The organism is Bacteroidota bacterium (genome assembly GCA_016721765.1).
GTDB lineage: Bacteria > Bacteroidota > Bacteroidia > UBA4408 > UBA4408 > UBA4408.
The window spans coordinates 972,249-991,773 of record JADKHO010000002.1 but is presented as its reverse complement, the minus strand read 5'-3'; the positions used below and the strand labels follow the sequence as shown (position 1 = coordinate 991,773).

Genomic DNA, 19,525 nt, shown 5'->3' with positions numbered 1-19,525 from the left:
TCAAGTCTCAAAACGACTTAAGCTTTCGTACTAACTGAGATTTTCTCAGCAGAATTTTAGGCTTCCGATTTTTTTGAACGGAGTTCTTGAAATAAAGCACCGGCTAATACAAGGTAAAGTAAAATAGAACTTGCCAAGGCTATTTTCTCGCCGGTCGCATAAGTTTTAGGTTCAAACTTAAATTCTATTTTATGCTCTCCTGCCGGAATGCGCATGGCACGCAAAACGTAATTGCATCCAAAATAAGGACTAAGCTTTCCATCAATATACGCATTCCATCCATCCGGATAATAAATTTCAGAAAACACTGCCAATTGTTCACTTGCTGCTTTTGATTGATAGGTCAAATAATTGGGTAAGTATGAACTGAGTTTTATAACCGCAGCAGAGTCAAAATTGGGTGTAAATCCGCTTAATTGTGATTCATATTTTTTGTCTACCAAAATAAATTCTTTCGGTTTCAACTTACTCAAGCCGGCAATTTCAGAATCCGGATTAGCTACTATTTTATAACTCGGCACAAACCATGCATTTCCGCAAGCAACAGGGTTTCGCTGGGCGATAGGCTGCTTTTGTTCGTCAGCTACAATAAAATATTTAGTATTCAACATGTTCAATACTTCCATATTGTTTTTGCTGATTTGCATTTCTATTAATTCCTGATAACGCTTCAACTTCGCACCATGGTATCCTCCAATTGATTTGTGGTAATAAGAAGTGCTTGCATCATTAAACGTGCTAACCGTAGTATTGTAAACCCTAAAGTTGGGATCTTTATCTTCCAATATTTGAAGATTAGCTTGAGTCATTTCAAAAGGCTCATCCACCAAACTTTTCGTTACAAAATTATCTTTGTTCATGTAGCGTTTATCCACCACCCACATATCTATCAAGATCAAAAATCCGAGTGCTCCAATTAAGATATTTTTATTGAAACTTTTAATGGAATAAAAGAACATCAAACCTGCACCTAGTAAAATAAAAAAGAAACTGCGCAATGCATCCGCATTAAAAATACTTCTGCGCGCTTCTTCCACACCGGCTAAAAATAGATTCACTTGGTCAGGACTAAGTTGACTCTTTTTAAGTTGTGAACTAATGTCATTGTATTCGCCTACTTTAAAGAAATCCATAAACATATCGGGCATCAAATAAAAAACAAAACACAAACCTCCAGTAAGTCCAAAGGCAATGTAAAACTGTTTGCGTTTTTCTTTTAAGATGCTAGGATTGGCAATAACTTCCATCACAGCCAATATTGCCAAAAGCGGGATGGTAAACTCTGCAATTACAAGTATCATCGATACCGCACGAAATTTATTATAGCCCGGAAAATGATCGAGGAAAAATTCGGTTAAAGGCATAAAATTTTTACCCCATCCCAACATGATCGAAAACAAAGTAGCCGCAAGCAACCACCAACGCATATTGCTTTTTACAATAAATAATCCCAACACAAAAAGAAAACAAACCAATGCTCCCGCATACACCGGCCCCGAAGTAAAAGGTTGATTTCCAAAATAGGAATCCACATTGGCGATGTATTGTTTGAATTCAGGATCTACATTTTTTAAAGCACTTTTATTATCCCCAATAGCACCAGAAGCGCCTCCATTAAAATTTGGAATCATCAGCGAAAAGCTTTCACCCTGACCGTAACTCCAAGCAGTTGCATAATCTTTATCGAGTCCCGAAGTTTTGTTGTCCTTATCGTGCGTTAAATCGGATGTACCACGTGTAGTGTATTTTCCGTAATCGGCTGTTACCCAAAGGTTGGTTAAGTTGGGTCCTACAGCCAAAAGTGCTGCTACAAGCAACAAGGCTGAGGCTTTAAAAAATGTAGGAAGTGTCTTATTTTTTACTGCATCCACCAATTCAACTAAAACTAAAATACCAATACACAGCATTAAATAATAGGTAATTTGTAAGTGGTTTGCAGATAATTCAAGCGAAAGCATGAAAGCCGTAACAGCCGCACCCAACAGTAATTTACCACGATAGGTAAGCAAAATACCTGCAACTACAGGCGCCATATATGCAATGGCGTATCCCTTAGGATTGTGACCTGCTTCAATCAAAATCAAAAAGTAAGAAGAGAGCCCAAATGCAATTGCTCCTACGCCCGCCAATAAAGGACTTGCGCCTAGAACAATCAGCAAAAAATAAAAACCAAGAAAGCACAATAAAATTATAGAAGAAGGGTGTGGTGTACCAAAAGAAAGCAATTTGGTAACACTTTTTACGAGGTTAGAAGGATACAAAACCGAAATTTGATAGGCCGGCATCCCACTAAACATAGAGTTGGTCCACAAGGGTTCTTCCCCGGGATGAGCGGCACGATAATCGGAAATTTCTTTCGACATGCCTTTAAAATTGCTCACATCCGATTGCTTTAGTTTTTTGCCTTCGAGCAGTGGGCTAAAGAAAACTAGCGTAACAAGTATAAACCCCACAATGGCAACAGCATGCGGAATTAATTTTTTAAAATTGAATGTCATACGTTAAATTGATTTTTTAGTAAAGGGTAAAAATAGAAAAACTTATTGCACTTCTTCATAATCAACATAATCACCTGATTCGTTGGTTTTAGTTTTTGTGGATTTGTTTTCAGGAATATAATCAACACTTACTTTACCATCCGGCTTTTTTTCGGAAGCATTAAAATTGTTTTGTGTAAAATGGACTGTTGATTTTGGTGCAGTTGAACTCCTACCAAAAATGCGGAAGAGCACATAAACTACCACAAGGGTGAGCAAAAAATCTTGCATTTGTTGAAGAATTAAATGACTACAAATTTATTATTTTAAATGCACCGATGCGAGTAAGGAGTAGATAGCCGAATCAATAAATTTTCCATCAAAATAATAGTTTTCTTTAAAATGTGCCTCTTTTACAAAATTATTTCGTTGTAGGAGCTGAATAGATTTTTCGTTGGCCGGATTCACATTGGCTTCCACCGAATGAAACTTGAGCTGCTTAAAACCAAAATCCAGTGCCGCTTTTATGGTTTCGTCCATAATTCCTTTTCCTTGAAAATCGGGATGAAGTGAATAACCAATTTCGGCTCGAAAATTCTCTTTTTGAATGTTCCAAAAGCAAAATGTACCAATAAGTTTGGGATTATTTTTCAAACAAATAGCCCACATATATCCCTCTTCCTTCTGCTGCAAATCTTCAATCATACGAATCCATGTAAGGGCTTCCTCTGTGCTCGTTGCGGGTTTTTTATCCAGGTATTTTAATTGCCTTTCATCTGATCGCAAAAAAAATATTTCGGCCACATCGCTTTCTGAAACTTGCCTCAGGATAAGTCGCTCGGTGTGCAATTCCGGAAATGCTAAATCTTTCATTTTTTAAAACTCTTTTAATTAGCGACTCAAATAAAGATTTCGTTCAGAATAAATCTGGTGAAAATATTCATCCGTTAAATCCTCAATAAAATAAATGGATTCACCTGTGGATTTCATTTCAGGTCCCAACTCTTTATTTACTTCCGGAAATTTTTCAAAACTAAAAACCGGAATTTTAATGGCATAACCTTGCTTGCGCGGATTAAATTTAAAATCCTTCACCTTTTTTTCGCCCAACATTATTTTTGTGGCGTAATTTACATAAGGTTCATCATATGCTTTTGCAATAAAGGGTACCGTACGAGATGCACGTGGATTGGCTTCAATCACATACACCACTTCATTTTTTATGGCAAATTGTATATTAATTAAGCCCACCGTTTTTAAGGCAATGGCTATTTTTTTGGTGTATTCTTCAATCTGTTTAATCACTCCTTCACTCAAATCAAAAGGTGGAAGCACCGCATACGAATCGCCCGAATGTATCCCGGCCGGCTCAATGTGTTCCATAATACCAATAATGTAAACATCCTCACCGTCGCAAATAGCATCGGCCTCAGCCTCCAAGGCACGCTCTAAAAAATGATCCAACAATACTTTGTTCTCGGGAATATCTTTTAAAATATTCACCACGTGTGTTTCCAACTCTTGCTCGTTTATCACGATTTTCATGCCTTGTCCGCCCAACACATACGAGGGTCGCACCAACAGCGGAAAGCCAAGCTCCCTTGCCAGTTCTATCGACTGCTCTGCATCTTCAATCACTCCAAACTTAGGATAGGGAATATTGTTCTCTTTCAGCAATGTCGAAAAACTTCCTCGGTCTTCAGCTAAATCGAGCGCATGATAGGTTGTTCCCAAAATTTTAATTCCGTATCGATTTAATTTCTCTGCCAACTTTAATGCCGTTTGTCCACCAAGTTGAACAATCACGCCATCGGGTTTTTCGTGCAGAATTATATCGTAAATATGTTCCCAAAAAACCGGCTCGAAATACAATTTATCCGCTGTGCTAAAATCCGTAGAAACTGTTTCTGGATTGCAATTTATCATGATGGTTTCATACCCGCATTCCTTCGCTGCCAAAATTCCGTGCACACAGCTGTAATCAAATTCAATTCCCTGTCCAATGCGATTTGGGCCTGAACCCAACACTATAACTTTTTTCTTTTTGCTGGCTATCGATTCGTTCGTTAGCACCTCACCTTGCAAAGGCGGATTTTCGAAAGTGGAATAGTAATAAGGTGTTTGCGCTGTAAATTCGCCGGCACAAGTATCCACTAATTTGTAAACACGTTTAATGTTTAAATCGTTTCGTTTCTTGTACACCTCACTCTCCAAGCAACGCAGTAAGTGGGCAATTTGACGATCCGCATACCCTTTTTGCTTGGCAATAAAAATTACTTCTGCCGGAATATCGGCGAGTGTATAAGACGTAATCTCTTTTTCGAGATTCACCAATTCTTCAATTTGATTGAGAAACCAAGGGTCTATCAAAGTTAATTTTTGAATGGTCTTAAAAGAGATGCCTAATTTAAGTGCATCATAAATATGGAAAAGCCTGTTCCAACTGGGTTTTGCTAAGCTGGTTAACAACTCATCCTGATTGCGAAGTTCTCTTCCATCGGCTCCCAAACCATTACGTTTAATCTCCAAACTTTGACACGCTTTTTGCAATGCTTCCTGAAAGGTACGCCCAATGGCCATTACCTCACCCACCGATTTCATTTGCAAGCCGAGTTCACGATTAGCTCCTTTAAATTTATCAAAATTCCAACGCGGAATTTTCACGATAACATAATCTAAGGTAGGTTCAAAAAATGCGGAGGTATTCCCAGTAATTGGATTTTTAAGTTCGTCTAAATTATACCCAATAGCCAATTTGGAAGCAATGCGGGCAATGGGATAACCGGTTGCTTTGCTTGCTAAGGCTGATGAACGTGAAACACGTGGGTTAATTTCGATGGCAATAATTTCTTCCTTTTCGTCCGGGCTCACCGCAAATTGAACATTACAACCACCGGCAAAATTTCCAATGCTGCGCATCATTTTTATGGCCATAGTGCGCAAACGCTGAAATGTAGTGTCGCTTAAGGTCATGGCAGGCGCAACTGTAATGGAATCGCCGGTATGGATTCCCATGGGATCAAAATTTTCGATGCTGCAAATGATGGTAACATTATCATTGTTATCGCGCAACAATTCTAACTCGTATTCTTTCCAACCCAAAACGGCTTTATCAATAAGCACTTCGTGAATAGGAGAGGCGTGTAATCCGCGATTCAATAATTCGTCAAATTCTTCGCGGGTGTGCACAAATGAAGCTCCAGTACCACCCAAGGTGTAGGAAGGTCTTATAACTAATGGAAAGCCAATGCGCTGAGCAATCTCTTTCCCTTCCAAAAAAGAGTTAGCCGTTTCGGAAGGTGCAACGCCAATTCCAATATCAATCATCAATTGGCGGAATTTCTCACGATTTTCCGTAATCTCTATTGCAGCAATATCCACCCCAATCAACTTTACACCGTATTTTTTCCAAATGCCCATTTCATCTGCTTTAATGCAGAGGTTTAGCGCAGTTTGCCCGCCCATAGTTGGAAGTACAGCATCAATTTTACGCTCTTGCAATATTTTAACAATGCTTTGCGTAGTAAGCGGAAGCAAGTACACATGGTCGGCTGTCACCTTATCGGTCATGATGGTAGCCGGATTGGAGTTGATTAAACTCACTTCAATACCTTCCTCCTTAAGCGAACGAGCCGACTGTGACCCGCTGTAATCAAATTCACAAGCTTGTCCAATAACAATGGGTCCGCTTCCGATGATTAATACTGATTTAATGGATTTATCTAATGGCATGGATTGGAAGGATAAGTGTTTTTACTGGTGCGCAAAGGTAACATTTATCCCCTTTTTGAGTCTTTTTGAGACACTGTTTTGAAGAGTTTTTATAAACAAATTATCAGCAATTTTTTTAAATTTGTAGAAGAAAAAGTTAGTAGAAGAAAAAATGGGAATTATTTACGCTGATATTGAATTGATTAATTCTGATGATTTGGGCTTAGTGCGTCGCAGCATAATTGGAGAGGAGGAGGTAAAACGTTTGAATGTTAAAATGTTAGTAGATACCGGTGCATATAATCTTTGTATTAATGAAAGCATCCAAGCACAATTAAACTTGCCTTACATTGAAAAACGAAAGGCTCAAATGGCGAATGGAAATATCGAAGAATTTGACGTTGTTGGGCCTGTGGTTGTAAAATTCAAAAATCGAAGAACCGTGTGCAATGCACTTGTCCTTTCAGGTAACAATGAGCCTTTATTGGGGGCAATTCCATTGGAAGATTTAGATGTTGTAATTCATCCTCTTCGTCAGGAACTGCTAGTAAATCCTGAACATCCTTATTTTGCACAAATGAAACTAAAGTAAGGTGTGATACTACTCCTTCACAAAAGTTTTAACCGCTGAAAATCCGTTTCCACTTACCTTTGCAAAGTATTTACCGGAAGGCAAATCGACTTGAATTTGGTTTTTAGCTTTTGCCAATTCACTGCTGTAAACCATTCTGCCCATAATGTCGATAATTTGCAGTGTTAAATGCGAGTCTATTTTGCTTTTGTGTTGCACTTCAAGTGTGAAGGCTCCACTGTTAATACTTGGATAAAGCTTAAACTCCGACAAGGAAGCTTGGGCTTGTGAAGTGCCTAATAGCGCATCTAAATCCGTTTCCCAAATTCCTCTTCCAAATGTAGAAACGTATACTTTATTTAATGAAACATTCAGTTCTATGTCCGTAACAATTACATTGGGCAATCCTGTGCTTACTTGCTGCCAAGTAGAAGAAGTATCATCAAGCATGTAGAGGCCAATATCGGTTGCGATAAGCAGTTTACTGCCTCCAGGCAAGCTCTTGATGCAATTAACAGGCAAGTTGGGCAAATTATACGAAATATTTTGCCAGCTTGCTCCGCCATCGCCGGTAATAAATACTTTTAAGCCCGCACTAAACCCGGCCATAGTAACATAAGCAATATCCGGATCGGCAACGTTTACTTCCACTGAGGTATAATATAGCGAGTCGGGCAAACCTGCAGTAACATCCGTCCAATTGGTTCCTCCATCCGTAGTGGTAAATACACTTCCGGGAATGCCATATTCATAACGTACGCGTTTAGTCGCATAAAGCACATTGCCATTGGTGTTAGCAACAGCAAGCGCCGAAATTTCATTGTTCGCAAAGCCTCCGGTAGGGAAGTTAGAAATCGCTGTCCAATTATTTCCTCCATCTGTTGATTTACTTACATTGGCAAAACCTGCATACAAGGTATTAGATTGGTTATAATCAGCAATTATAGGACTTGTCCATTCTGCTACTTCACCATTTATATTTGGATCGCACCAAAAACCATTTACTCCATTATCGTAGGATAAACTAAAATTTCCATACTGGCTGGAGGTAATAAGATTACTGTCGTTTTGTGGATTTATGTAATTATCCATCCCATCGCCACCTCCAATGTTCGTCCAGGATGTCCCATTAAAAAAGAAGGTGGAATTATCCTGAGCACCAGCCATGATTTTTCCATTGGTGTTTTTTGAACTTGAAAGTCTGTAAAATGATGTTATTTGCAAGCCATCGTTCAATTTTGCCCATTGTGTTGGCCACGGTATTCCATTATTTGCATCCAACCAGGAATGTATTATTATATTGGTGGTGCGATAAATTCCTCCGTCGTTGCATGCAAATATATTTCCCGTAAGGGGATGGCTATATAAATAGTGAATATCGGCATGTGTGGTAGGCCCGTAACTTGTTGTCCAATGGCTAACCGGATTAAAACTTTGTGCACCGTCACTCGATCCCCAAAGGTTTACACCACCAACATAAAGTAAATCCCGATTGGTACTGCTTACCAGCAATCCTAAATCGTAAGTTCCTTGCCCGCCGGGAGAACTTCCATCACCGCCTTCTAAAATATTTAATGCGGGTGGAATATACACCCAATTGTTGCCGGCATCGGTGCTTTTGTAAATACCATATAAACCTCTATCATAATCCACAGCTACAGCATAAATATAATTGGGATCAGATGGTGCAACTGCTAATTTTATACGCTGAACAAAGCCTGTTGAAGGTATTCCGGTAGTAAGCATTGTCCAGGTTACACCAAAATCAGTTGATTTGTAGATAGCTGCATTTCCGGTGTTCGAATTTTTTAACCAACCACTTGCTGCGTAAAGTAAGTTTGGGTTGGCCGGATCTTGCACCAAATCCCAAAAAAGAGAATCCATTGTCTTTGTCCAATTTTGGCCTGCATTGTTGCTGATATACATTCCGCTTGGTCCGCAAGCAACCAATTTATTTGTTGTGGAGGGATGAATAATAGTTTTGCGAATCAAAGAAGCATCGCCATTCGTTAATTGAAAACTCAATCCCGTAGGGTTCCAGGTAAGCCCACCATCTGTGGTTTTATACAATCCTAAACCATAATGCGTATTTCGTTTTCTACCATCTAATTTTAAACTCACATCCAGGTATTCAAAGTCACATACCGAAATGTAAATGGTGTTTGGATTGATGGGGTCAATAGCAATATCGCTGATGCGTAAAATGGGTAAATTATCCGTCAAGGGTATCCAGCTTTGACCGCTGTTTGTGGTTTTCCACAATCCGCCTTGTGCTACACCTACAAAATAAGTATTTGGATCAGAAGGATGAAAAGCCATGCAATTTATTCGCCCCATGCCCACTTCCAGATAACCAGTTTGATTTAACGGCAAATTAAATGGACCTGTTGGAATCCATGGGTGTGCAAAATTAGTTCGGGCGGCGCTCTGTTTGGCTTTATCGGCAGTGGCTTTAATAATTTCATTCACATATAATTCGGGATTCACTGGATTTCCCTGCGCATCGGTATGCAACTGGGTTTCCATTTCCCAACGCTTAAAGTTCTTCCAATTCTTTTGCTTTTTAAGATCAACAGTCTGCTTCCATTGATCAAATTGCAATTGCATTTCTTTAAAGCTTAGGGCTTTGTTCGCAGTGGTTTTTAAAAAGGGTTGTGCTGAAAGGTTTACGACAAAAAACAATGCCGAAAGCAGAAGAAGGGATGGAGTAGGTTTCATTTAGGGAGTTAAAATTATCTGTAATCCAAATGTAAACATTATAAAAATAAAAATGCTACTCATTATCGAAAATGAGTAGCATTTTTAGAGCATTGATTCGCCGAAGCTAAATCAATTATTATTTTTTGTGCAATTTATCGGAAGACACAGTAAGTTTTTTACGGCCTTTTGCTCTGCGTGCATTTATTACTCTTCGCCCATTTGCAGTAGCCATGCGCTCACGAAAACCGTGCTTATTTCTTCTTTTTCTCTGGGAAGGTTGAAATGTCCTTTTCATCGTATTTTATTTTTACTTTTTTAAAACGGACTGCAAAGGTAAAAAAAATACCTTTCCATCAAAATATATTTTCATTTTCCTTCAAAATACGATGAAATTTTACTTCACGAAAGTCTTTTCCAGGAAGCTTTTGGCATCTAAAACCTCCATTTCAGAAAAATAAAAATCTTCTGTGTTTTCAGTTATAAGGCAAGTGCATTTAGCCTGTAAAGCAGAATAGTATTGAATTCCATCCTCAAAATCATGGATTTTAACATTCTCGGCAGCTGATTTTACATTGGCTTCAGTAATTCCTGCAATTTTAATTTTTGAACTCAATAACCTAATTTTTTGTAAGGCAATTTTATTTCCACTCTTTTTCTCTGCAAAATAATATGCAATTGCCATGCAAAGCGGTGAAGTATACACTTCAAATTTTCGATTGTCCATCAAACTAAGCACACGTGCTGAATAAGTGAACAATGGATATTCATTATTCAATACCGAAACAAGAATATTAGCATCTAAAAAGATTTTCACTTTTTGGAGCTGTAATATTCATTTTTAAGCGCTTTACGGCTTTTGGCTTTTGTTTGATACTCCGTTTGACCTTCAGCAAGTATCGAAATCCAATCCGCAACAGGCAAACTATCCAACGATTTGTAGGTGGAACTGGTAACTTTTGCCAATAAAAATTCAGTTAAGCGGGAAAGACTGATATCGTTATCCTCAGCAAATTTTTTAGCCTTGCTGATGATTTGCTCATCAAAACTTAATGTGATTTTTGCATCCATAATTTTGTTTTATACGACAAAAATAAATATTTTATACGGAACCCCGAAATTGCCATATAATTTTTTTTAGTTCAGCGTTTATCAGCCGTTTTGGCTGTAACAAAACATTTGAATGTAAATCACCATACTCTTTTATTTTCTTTCAAAAACCAATTCTCCATTCACATAAGTGCGTTGCACTTTCAATTGCCACAGTTTTTCATCGGGTGCATTCATTAAATCCTCATTTAAAATCACAAAATCAGCAAATTTTCCGGGTTCAAGTGAACCTTTTTCTTTTTCTTCGAAATTAGCATAGGCCGCCCAATAAGTCATGGCCCGCAATGCTTCTTCGCGACTCAACGCATTTTCAGTTTGATAACCGTTTGGGGGATAATTCTTTTTGTCTTTGCGCACGGTTGCTGCATAAAATCCATACAGCGGGTTTATATCTTCCACTGGAAAATCGCTGCCGGCAGCAAGAATTCCTGTGTAGGTTAAAAGTTTTTTGTAGGCATAAGCATTTTTAATTCGTTCATTTCCCAAACGATCTCCCGCCCAATACATATCGCTTGTGGCATGCGTGGGTTGCACCGATGGGATAACATGAGCTGTTTTGAAAAGTTGAAAATCTGATTCATTCAACACTTGAGCATGTTCGATGCGCCAGCGGGCATTGAGATTGTTTTTAGTGGCTGCAGCATAAATGCCTAACAATACACGATTGGCAGAGTCTCCAATGCAATGGGTGCAAAGCTGAAAATCATGTGCAGCAATTTCTTCGGCCGATTTTTTTACTTGGTCCATTGGTGTGAGTGCAAGTCCTCTGTGGTTTGCCATATCTGCGTAGTCTTCCAAAAGCAAAGCTCCTCTCGAACCTAAGGCTCCATCCGCATAAATTTTAAACGAGCGTGCTGATAGATGATCGGTTTTGATTTTGCCTTTTTCAAAGAAATACTTTTTATTGCTTTCGGTGCAGCTAATCATGGCATAGTAGCGCATTTTTAATTGCCCAGCCTTTTGTAAGGAATCAATTAATAAGATAGTTTCCTTTTCTAATCCGGCATCATCAACAGTGGTAAGTCCAACTTCAAAGCAATTTTTTTGTGCACTTAATAAGGCTTCAATTTCGGCTGCTTTAGTTGGATTCGGTATTTTTAATTTTACTAAATCCACGGCATTATCAATTAGTAATCCGCTCAATTTCCCATTTTTAAGAACTACTTCTCCTCCGTCAATTTTACTGGTGATGCTGAGTCCACACATATCCAATCCTTTTTGATTTACAACTGCAGCATGTCCATCAATGCGCATTAAAAAAACCGGAACGTCCGGGAAGAGGCTGTCTAATTTTTCTTTTCTCGGAAATTGTTTTGTTTCCCAATCGTTTTGATCCCATCCGCGACCAAAAATCCAACCCATAAATTTTTGTTCTCTATATTTCACAAGGGTATCGAGCACAGCATTCCATGAATTGGTTCCGGTTAAATTTATTTTTTTTAAATCCACACCATACCCATAAAAATGACAATGGGCATCAATAAAGCCGGGATACACAAAGTTTCCCTTCAAATCTATTTTTTGAGCAGCTTCAAAAGATTCGATTTCGGTGTTACTTCCGCATGAAACAATTTTTCCATCATGTATGGCCATTGCTTCCACTACTTTAAAAGTACTGTCAATTGTGTATATTTTTCCATTGTAAAGTACAAGGTCAACTTGCTTTTTTGAGCAGGAGCTGAGCAGTGCTAAAGCAATAATTAAAGTCAAATAGGAAAGGCGTTGTAGTGGCATGTGGTTTAGTTTAAATTCATAAAAATAAAAAATAAGAAAGCCTGAATTTCTTCAGGCTTAAAATTAAGTCGGGATGACAGGATTTGAACCTGCGACCTCCAGCACCCCATGCTGACGCGATACCGGGCTACGCTACATCCCGAACGATTAGAAATTGTTCATTTTTCCGCGCCAAAAATAGCCATTTTTTTGAATTCCTAAATGCTTGGATAAAACCGTTTTCAGATTTTAATTGATGCGCAGGCAATTCACTTAAAATTCAATTCTATAACTCAAAATCGGTATCAAAGGTGCCTGTGACCATGTTTCTATTTTCGCGCTTTCGGGGTTATAATAACTGCCGCCGGCGTTTTTGCGATTGCTCACATTTTGCACATCAAATGAAATGGTTCCGGTGCTGCGTTTGTAATTTCGTTTTAAACTGACTTTGATGTCGGTGCGAAAATACGCTGCATTTTGTAAGGTATACGCTTTATCGTCTTCATATACTGCGCTTCCTTTTTCGATTGATTTTTCTTGGTTGATGGGCGTGTAGCGTAATCCGCCACAATACACCGTTTTTATACCGATGCCAAAAACACGTGATTTTTCATGTCGGTTTATCGGGAAATCTTTTCCGGCAGTGAATGTAACTAAGTAATTTCCATTGAAACGGGTGTTGTACCAACGATTATCTGCCGCCCGATATTTGGAATCGAAAAAGGAAGCACTTAATAAAAAGTATAAATTGTTTTTCAAAAAGCGCTCTGCTGTGAGCTCCAAACCATAATTGCGCCCAATTCCATTGCTGTTCAACGAATCGGTATAATAGCCATCTTCTAAATTAATTAATGAAACAGTATTGTTTGGATTTGTGCTTATGGCAACATTGCTGAGGTGTTGATAATAACTCTCGACTTTAAAATGATAAAATTCGGTTGCCATTAAGTCGTAGGAAAGCACAAGGTGTTGAGACTTTGCCAGTTTTAAATTTTTATTGGGTCTACTAATTATGCCTGAGTCATCGGTTCGTTCTGCAAAATAAACACCAATCGGCTGAAGCTGGCTGTGCATCCCATAACCAAGACTCACACTGTTTTTGCGATTTAATTGATAACGCATGGAGAGGCGCGGCTCTACCGACTGAGTACTGTTTTCGAAATAACGCATGTAGTGTATTCCCGGATTTAGCGTTAAGTCCTCGTTGAGTTTATAACTGAATTGCGAAAAGGCTTGCAGTGTATGTGCAGTGCCTTTTGCATCCAAACTAACCACATATTTTTTTAAATCATAATCAAAATATTTTTGCTTGAAATTGTACGATAACTGATTTAAAATAATTCCACTTTTTAAACTGCTTTTAGGGCTAAACTTATGTGTAAGCGTGCTGCTGAGCGTAAGCTTTTTTTGCACAAAATTTTGACGGCCCTGTTCTACTTTTTCATACTCTTTGTCGAGTTGTGTTTCGTGATAGCCATTGCCGGTTCCGGAATACACCAGCGCAGTTCTTAAGGCGGTTTGCGGATTTAGAATGAGTGTATGTGTGAGTCCCGACGCACCGGTGTTTGCTAAAAATTCAGAGTCGTATTTTTTAAAAGGATTTTCCTTCCATTTTGTGGAATCTTTGGTGGACCATGTTTTTTGATTGCTTAATCCACCAAAGCCAAATAATCCGAATGTTCCGGCATGTGACGTGGGTAAGGAAATGTTGTAGGATAAATCCTGAAAAAGGGTAATGGCATCGCCCAAAGGCACACCCAATTTACCCAATACCGAGAGGGTAGAATAACGGTAATTTACTAAGTACGAGCCGTTGTATCCCTTTTTAAATGGGCCTTCCATTGCGGCATCCAAACCAAGCACACCCGCTTGAAATGTGTATTCTTTTTTTTCGTCATTTCCTTTTCGGAGTTTAATGTCAAACACACCCGAAAGTGCATTGCCATATTCGGCGGGGAAAGCGCCTGTTAAAAAATCGGAATTGGCCATTAATTGAGAACTCAAAATGGAAATTCCACCACCCGACGTTCCTACATTACTGAAATGATTGGGGTTGGGAATTTCTACTCCTTCCATTCGCCACAATAATCCTTGTGGTGCGTTTCCACGGATGGAGATGCGGTTGTTGCCATCATCGGTGCAGGTAACACCGGCAAATGCTGTAGCCATACGCGCAGGATCGTTTACTGCTGCTGCATATTTTTGTGTTTCTTCTACCGAAAAAGTACGTGCACTTACAGTCGCCAATTCATTCAGCGCTTTGTTTTTTTCGACTTTTGCCGTAACCACAAATTCTTTGGATTGCATTATGTTCTCTTCCAATGCAATGGTTAAGACCACTTCCTTTCCGGCATTTACAGTTATGTTGCTGATGGTGCTCGGCTTATAGCCCATGTAATTTACCACTAAACTTTGTTTGCCCAGAGGAACATTCGTAAGTTTAAAAAATCCATCTGCATCGCTTGCGGTTCCAATAGTTGTAGCTTGGTTGAGCAAGAGTATTGTTGCGCCCGGCAAAGGACTTTGGGTTATTTTATCCACTACTTGCCCACGCACGGTTTGACTTAAGTCGCTTGCTTGTAATGTGGCTGAGTATAAGAAAAGGGAGAGAAACAAAACAACGATTTTTAATTTTTTCATAACATCAATTATTGGTTTTGATGTTAGGACAATTAAAACTGCAAGTACCCCTATGTCTTTTTGAAAAAAGTTTGCGTGAAGGATAAATTTTATAAAAATCTAATTCCGGCCTTCACACCTAGCCATCCACGCAGTTGTTGTGTGGTATTTAAATTAGAAAGATAATTGGGGCCAGGTAAATTTTTGACCACTTTGGTATAAAATTCTTTATCCGATTTATCTAAAATGGCCACATTTAAAACAGGGCCTATGAAGATTGAAAATTTCGGCACTACATAAAAGTCCGCGCTAAGTGCCAATTTTCCTACTGTTTGATAAGAACTAATATTGCTTTCGGATACAAATTGATGTGCCGTTAGATCGAGGTTAACTTGTATTTTTTTTGCGGCCTGAAAACTGGTTCCCATACCATAACCAAGTGTCCACAATTCTGATTTTCCTTGAAGGGTATTGACTTGCGTAGCGGCTGTAAAAATGTTGTACAAGCGCTTTGTTCCAGTGCGAAAGGCAGCACTATAGTAAAGTTGTTGGTCGGCAGCCAATTCAATGCGATGATAGCCGCTTTTCACATAACTAAAAATCCCGAAAGGAACACCGCCGCAACTATCCGAAATGTTTATTATTCCCAATTGAAAGTCATTCACTTTTTTTGCATAATTAATAAACCCCGCAACTTGCACACCGCTTATTTCCCCTTGCACCGAATTATAAAATCCGGCAACTTGCACTCCGTTTAAATTTCCTTTGTGATTGTTCCCAAATCCTGCGAGCTGAACACCGGTGTAGTTGCCTCGATTCACATTTGTAAATCCCGCTAATAAAATTCCGACTTCTGAATTGGAGTTTACATTGGCAAAGCCTGCGGCTTGAATGCCATTCATTTTGGCGTGATTTACATTTAAAAATCCTGCCAGCTGCACTCCGCTGCTGGAATCGTTGTTGAGATTTAAAAATCCAGCACTTTGTAAACCATAAAAGCCCTGCTTGTTAATATTGGTGCAGCCCGCCAATTGCACTCCATTTACCTTTCCGGCAACCAAATTGGCACAACCGGCCACTTGCACTTTGCCAACATCACCTCTGTCCATATTAACAACACCACCCATTTCTAAAATGCGCGTTCCTTGCGAATAGCCACCAATAACATTAAGTGAATAGTCGTTTTTTACATTTCCACTCATCATCAAATTTGTTCCAACATAAGGTACCAACGAAACTTGCCATTTCCGCGAAAGCGTGTCGCGCACATTCAAACTATTCACTTTCTGCCGGGCGCTGATAAAAAAATCGACAGTTGATTTCTTAATTCGGCTGCTGATTTTTTCCACTTTAGTGGTATCCGCTGTAGCGGGATAAATGGCCACGTTAATGAGCTCATCTGCATCTTGTTTAACAATGATAATGGTATCCGAATAATTTTGTTTATTGATGTTTAATTGCAGTTCGCGATCGTTTCTTAACTTCAGTTCATAGTAGCCGTAATCGTCGCTATTGGCGGATCCCAATGATTTTTTATCGTAAATGGTTGCAAATGGAACTTTCTCACCTGTATTGGCATTGGTCACATAGCCTTTTACCACTACGTTTTTCTTGGCTGCTTTTAATTCGGCTTCGCTTTTCTTTTGCAGGATAATATAGTTGCCGCGTGCTTTATAGTTTACCTGATTGGCAAACAGCAAGTTCAAACTTTCTCTTACCGATTTATTTTTAACCTGAAGCGAACTAATTTTTTGACTACCAATGGCGCCGGGATTGTAAGAAAATTTGCATCCGCAAGCTGTAGAAATTTTATTTAAAATTACTTCTATTGAAGCGTTCGTTACTTGCAAATTTAGCGTACGCTCCAAAGCTGGCGTGGTGCTTTGCGCATGGATACGAGCGCCTAGAAGCAAGAAAACTAGCAAAATAGCAAAATGTAATTTTGACATGAGTACTTTTTTATTTTCCACAACCATCGCCTTCCAATAAAATTCCGGTTTCGGTTTTAGTGACTTTTAAATTAAAAGTAGCTGCAATAACGTCAACCACTTTATCCAACGATTCATTTTCGAAACTAACCGTAAGTTGGCAATCGTTTAATTTAGGATTAGCAAGCACAATGGAGCTTTGATATACATCATTCAGCATGGCAATCACCGTATGCAAGGCAGTATTTTCAAATACAAAAATTTTGTCTTTATAGGCGGTTAAGTTTTTATTTTTCACTTGAGTGTGCGCAAATAGTTTGGTTCGTTTATTATAGCTCGCCGATTCTCCGGCGCTTAATGAAATTCCTATTTCATTTTCAGTAAACATTTTTACCTCTCCGCTTAGCACGCTTACTTCCACGCTTTCCTTATCGGGATAGGCATTTACGTTAAATGAAGTACCAACATCTTCAATCAGCAATTCATCCACGGCAACGGTAAAGGGCAGTTTTTCATTGTGTATCACCTCAAAAAAGGCTTCCCCGCTAAGGATAACTTTGCGATTGCTTTTGTTGAAATTTTTGCTGTACTGAATACTCGATTTTTTATTCAGATGCAACACCGAGCCATCGGCCATTCTTTTTTCCACGGCGCGTTTATCGGCTTTAAAACTGATCTCACGTGAAGTGTTATTGTTAAACACAATATTTAGGACATAGGTTAATCCAAGCAACAGAAGCAGTCCTGCTGCAGCTTTCATGAAATCGTATTTTTGAAACAAATATAGAATTCCATGCTTGTTTTTATTTTGTGAATGGATTTTAGTTTGCAAATTAAGCCAGGCGGTATCGGTATCGAAAGGGGTAATTTTTTGAGCAGTTGAAGATGCTTCAAAAAGTGTTTTTAGTTGAGCATAATACTGCGCATTTTCAGACGAAGCATTCACCCAATCACTAAGCTCTTGAATTTGCTGGAGATTGGCTTCCCCGGCAAGGTTCATGGCGATAAGTTCATCCCTGTATTCGTTCATTTCCTTCATCGTCTTGTTTAGCTATGGGTTAATAATAAGAGGGTAAGCAGGGTGGGTAAGTAGGCATTTAATTTTTCACGCATTACACGCAAGGCCTTACCCATTTGGTTTTCCACTGTTTTTACTGAGAGGTTTAATTGACCTGCAATCTCTGCGTATTTTAATTCTTCAAAGCGACTTAATTTAAAAATGAGGCGACATTGTTCCGGCAGGCTTTCAATAGCAAGAGCAATTTGTTGTTCCAGTTCTTTCATCACCAGTGCTTGCTCTGTGCTTGATTTGCTCACTGTTTCCAATTTGCTTTCGCGTTCATGATGCGCTTGTTTCATCTGATTTTGTTTTATTTTATTCAAGCAGGCATTGTGAACCGATTTGTAGAGATAGGATTTTACCGACAGCGTTACCGAAAAACGCTCGCGTCTTTCCCACAAGCCTGCAAAAAATTGTTGCACCGCTTCTTCCGATTCATCGGCATCCTTGAGTAAAGTATTTGCATAATTGCAAAGCCGCTGGTAGTAGAAACGAAACAGGGCTTCAAAAACCAGTTCGTTGCTGTTTTGCATTGCCGAAACTATTTCGCTATCTGAATATTCCACAAAAAAATGTACAAGTTGAATTCAATTTTTGCCTTCTTTTAACCTTATGACAAACAAAAGGGGATATACCCCTATGCCGGAGTAAAATATTTTTTTAAACGGATAAAAATAGAAAAATTAAGGTGCTGTTTTAGTAATATGTATTTAATATGGGAGTGCAAAAAATTCGATTTTGTTGCCACTATTCTAAGGAAAACCAAATTGATGATTGAACTTTAAAAGAAGAAAAATTAAAGGCGAAATTGTATCGCCCCGACGAGCTAGAATTTTTCAGCTCTAGTGGTCTTTAAAACGGAGTAGCAAAAATAAATAGGTCTTTTTAAAATAAAAATTTCCTTAATCGATATAAAAGAATTCCCATTGCATTAATGCTTTCGTGTATTTTTTATTAAACCCACTGAACAGAGAAACATACTCCCATTTTGGCAAGCACAATATGACACAATGACGCGGCAAGATCAAAGCTTAAAATTTGTAATAAATATGTCTTAAGTGGTTTATTAATAGTTACATAGCAAGCAGTATTTTGTAAAGCGGTATTAACATTTATTGTTTATTTCTTCTTGGCAAACAAATTGACTTTATACAAAGCGTAAGAGAAATTAAACGTACTTTTACAGAAAATAAAACAGTTCTAAATTTTTAAATCTCAAATAAAATGGCACTAGAAATAACAGATGCAAATTTCGAAGAAATGGTAATGAAATCAGACAAACCGGTGTTGGTCGATTTTTGGGCCGAATGGTGTGGTCCTTGCAGAATGGTTGGTCCGGTAGTTGAAGAAATGTCAAACGATTATGCCGGGAAAGCGGTGATTGGAAAAGTGGATGTGGATAACAATCCCATGATTTCCGCAAAATTCGGTATCCGAAATATCCCTACCATTTTATTTATTAAGAATGGTCAGGTTGTCGACAAACAAGTAGGCGCAGTTCCAAAGTCAGTATTATCAGGCAAATTGGACGCTCAGTTGGCATAATAGAACGAATTCAAAAACGGTTAATTGTTATTTTTTTAATAATGATTAGCCGTTTTTATTTTTGTACTATTGTTGATTAGCTGATTGTTTTGAT

At 38.6% G+C, this 19,525-nt stretch carries 15 protein-coding genes and 1 tRNA gene; 2 read left to right on the top strand and 14 right to left on the bottom strand.

Features of this window, described 5'->3' with window-relative positions:
- Positions 1-56: 56 nt before the first annotated feature.
- The 4 genes from IPP32_12455 to carB are packed head-to-tail and all read right to left on the bottom strand — an operon-like array spanning position 57 to position 6,209.
- A complete protein-coding gene (locus IPP32_12455) occupies positions 57-2,498 on the bottom strand; it encodes a hypothetical protein (protein ID MBL0048894.1) in 2,442 nt (813 codons plus the stop codon).
- A 42-nt stretch (positions 2,499-2,540) separates the two neighbouring features.
- Entirely contained in the window at positions 2,541-2,768 is a 228-nt protein-coding gene (locus IPP32_12450; GenBank protein MBL0048893.1) for a DUF4834 family protein, read from the bottom strand.
- A 30-nt stretch (positions 2,769-2,798) separates the two neighbouring features.
- Positions 2,799-3,350: a GNAT family N-acetyltransferase gene (locus tag IPP32_12445; GenBank protein ID MBL0048892.1), complete on the bottom strand. Its 552-nt coding sequence runs from the start codon at positions 3,348-3,350 to the stop codon at positions 2,799-2,801.
- An 18-nt stretch (positions 3,351-3,368) separates the two neighbouring features.
- Complete coding sequence (gene carB / locus IPP32_12440) at positions 3,369-6,209, bottom strand: carbamoyl-phosphate synthase large subunit (GenBank protein MBL0048891.1); 2,841 nt, start codon at positions 6,207-6,209, stop codon at positions 3,369-3,371.
- A 151-nt stretch (positions 6,210-6,360) separates the two neighbouring features.
- On the opposite strand from carB, the gene IPP32_12435 reads away from it, so the two are divergent.
- On the top strand, positions 6,361-6,780 hold the full coding sequence (locus IPP32_12435; GenBank protein ID MBL0048890.1) for a clan AA aspartic protease: 420 nt from the start codon (positions 6,361-6,363) through the stop codon (positions 6,778-6,780).
- Positions 6,781-6,789: 9 nt separating this feature from the next.
- Here the strand turns inward: IPP32_12435 and IPP32_12430 are convergent, their stop codons facing one another.
- The 10 genes from IPP32_12430 to IPP32_12385 all read right to left on the bottom strand — a co-directional run bounded on the left by IPP32_12430 (position 6,790) and on the right by IPP32_12385 (position 18,452).
- Entirely contained in the window at positions 6,790-9,477 is a 2,688-nt protein-coding gene (locus tag IPP32_12430; GenBank protein ID MBL0048889.1) for a T9SS type A sorting domain-containing protein, read from the bottom strand.
- Between the two features lie 118 nt (positions 9,478-9,595).
- Positions 9,596-9,754 (bottom strand): 50S ribosomal protein L34, encoded by a 159-nt coding sequence (rpmH, locus tag IPP32_12425; protein MBL0048888.1) that lies wholly within the window; start codon positions 9,752-9,754, stop codon positions 9,596-9,598.
- Between the two features lie 99 nt (positions 9,755-9,853).
- Positions 9,854-10,273 (bottom strand): PIN domain-containing protein, encoded by a 420-nt coding sequence (locus IPP32_12420; protein ID MBL0048887.1) that lies wholly within the window; start codon positions 10,271-10,273, stop codon positions 9,854-9,856.
- Positions 10,270-10,527: a hypothetical protein gene (locus tag IPP32_12415; protein MBL0048886.1), complete on the bottom strand. Its 258-nt coding sequence runs from the start codon at positions 10,525-10,527 to the stop codon at positions 10,270-10,272. The genes IPP32_12420 and IPP32_12415 overlap by 4 nt, the downstream gene beginning before the upstream one ends.
- 132 nt (positions 10,528-10,659) lie before the next feature.
- On the bottom strand, positions 10,660-12,300 hold the full coding sequence (locus IPP32_12410; protein MBL0048885.1) for an amidohydrolase: 1,641 nt from the start codon (positions 12,298-12,300) through the stop codon (positions 10,660-10,662).
- Positions 12,301-12,368: 68 nt separating this feature from the next.
- A tRNA-Pro gene (locus tag IPP32_12405) sits at positions 12,369-12,442 on the bottom strand.
- A gap of 110 nt (positions 12,443-12,552) precedes the next feature.
- Entirely contained in the window at positions 12,553-14,919 is a 2,367-nt protein-coding gene (locus IPP32_12400) for a TonB-dependent receptor (protein ID MBL0048884.1), read from the bottom strand.
- 89 nt (positions 14,920-15,008) lie between these two features.
- Positions 15,009-16,847, bottom strand: coding sequence for a hypothetical protein (locus IPP32_12395; GenBank protein MBL0048883.1), 1,839 nt, complete (start codon positions 16,845-16,847; stop codon positions 15,009-15,011).
- 10 nt (positions 16,848-16,857) lie between these two features.
- Positions 16,858-17,856, bottom strand: a complete 999-nt coding sequence (locus IPP32_12390) for a FecR domain-containing protein (GenBank protein ID MBL0048882.1) — start codon at positions 17,854-17,856, stop codon at positions 16,858-16,860.
- A 17-nt stretch (positions 17,857-17,873) separates the two neighbouring features.
- Positions 17,874-18,452: an RNA polymerase sigma-70 factor gene (locus IPP32_12385; GenBank protein ID MBL0048881.1), complete on the bottom strand. Its 579-nt coding sequence runs from the start codon at positions 18,450-18,452 to the stop codon at positions 17,874-17,876.
- 658 nt (positions 18,453-19,110) lie between these two features.
- Here IPP32_12385 and trxA point away from each other — a divergent pair.
- Positions 19,111-19,431, top strand: a complete 321-nt coding sequence (gene trxA, locus IPP32_12380; GenBank protein ID MBL0048880.1) for a thioredoxin — start codon at positions 19,111-19,113, stop codon at positions 19,429-19,431.
- The last annotated feature ends 94 nt before the right edge of the window (positions 19,432-19,525 follow it).